Annotated in this window: 1 protein-coding gene; it reads left to right on the top strand. The window is 33.9% G+C overall.

Annotation, left to right across the window (positions count from 1 at the left end; all coding sequences use genetic code 11):
• Positions 1-498 (top strand): methionine adenosyltransferase domain-containing protein (locus tag BN899_RS18295; RefSeq protein ID WP_042278437.1); only part of this gene is annotated, 498 nt, incomplete at both ends.

The following is a 498-nucleotide window of genomic DNA, read 5'->3' as shown; positions in this document are numbered from 1 at the left end:
AGAAGATGAAATAGAAAAAGTAGGAGCAGGTGACCAAGGTATAATGTTTGGTTTTGCTTGTAACGAAACAGAAGAATTAATGCCACTTCCAATATCTTTAGCTCACAAATTAGCTAGAAGATTAACAGAAGTTAGAAAAGATTCTACATTAGATTACTTAAGACCAGATGGAAAAACGCAAGTTACAGTAGAATACGAAGGAAATACTCCAGTAAGAGTTCATACAGTATTAATATCTACTCAACATGGAGAAGAAGTAACTAGCGAAACAATAAGAGAAGACTTAATAAATCATGTAATAAAAGCAGTTATACCAGCTAATTTATTAGATGAAGAAACTAAGATATATATAAATCCAACAGGAAGATTCGTTGTTGGTGGACCTCAAGGAGATACAGGTCTTACAGGAAGAAAAATAATAATAGATACTTACGGAGGATACTCAAGACACGGTGGTGGAGCATTCTCAGGAAAAGATGCTACAAAGGTTGATAGATC

Source organism: Faecalimicrobium dakarense, assembly GCF_000499525.1.
Classification (GTDB): domain Bacteria; phylum Bacillota; class Clostridia; order Peptostreptococcales; family Peptostreptococcaceae; genus Faecalimicrobium; species Faecalimicrobium dakarense.
Note: the sequence above shows the minus strand (reverse complement) of the source record. Positions and strands in the feature narration are given on the sequence as shown.